At 73.8% G+C, this 564-nt stretch carries 1 protein-coding gene; it reads left to right on the top strand.

Going from position 1 to position 564, the window contains the following annotated elements:
- Positions 1–127: 127 nt before the first annotated feature.
- The coding region (locus C667_RS23775) for a TetR/AcrR family transcriptional regulator (protein WP_004392195.1) at positions 128–564 on the top strand (437 nt) is incomplete at its 3' end.

Here is a 564-nt window from a genome sequence, read left to right as displayed (position 1 = left end):
CGGTGGCGCGGCGGTGGCGCGGCGGTGGCGCGGCGGTGGCGCGGCGGTGGCGCGGCGCAGCGGGCTTTGCCGGATGGCTCGTCCGGGCTAAGATAGTAAACAGTTACTTACTAAAGCGAGACCCAGCGTGCGTGCCAAACCCCTCCCTGCCGAGACGCGCCGGGCGGTCACCGTCGAGGCGGTGATCGAGCTGGCGGCCGAGCGTGACCCCGGCGAAATCACCACCGCGGCGATCGCCAGCCACATGAAGCTGACCCAGGGCGCGCTGTTCCGCCACTTTCCCAGCAAGGACGCGATCTGGGAGGCAGTCATGGAGTGGGTGGCCGAGCGCCTGCTGGCCCGCGTCGACCGCGCCGCGGCGCTGGCGGCCTCGCCGGTCGCGGCGCTGCAGGCGATCTTCCTCGCCCACGCCGACTTCGTGGCCGAACATCCGGGCGTGCCGCGCATGCTGTTCGGCGAGCTGCAGCGCGCCGAGGCCACGCCGGCGAAGCGGCTCGCGCGCACCCTGCTCGAGCGCTACGGCGAGCGCATCCGCGCCCGCCTCGAGGCCGGCAAGGCGGCGGG

This window comes from Thauera phenylacetica B4P (genome assembly GCF_000310225.1).
GTDB classification, from domain to species: domain Bacteria; phylum Pseudomonadota; class Gammaproteobacteria; order Burkholderiales; family Rhodocyclaceae; genus Thauera; species Thauera phenylacetica.
The sequence above is the reverse complement of the archived record's forward strand: the minus strand, read 5'-3'. Positions and strand labels throughout refer to the sequence as shown.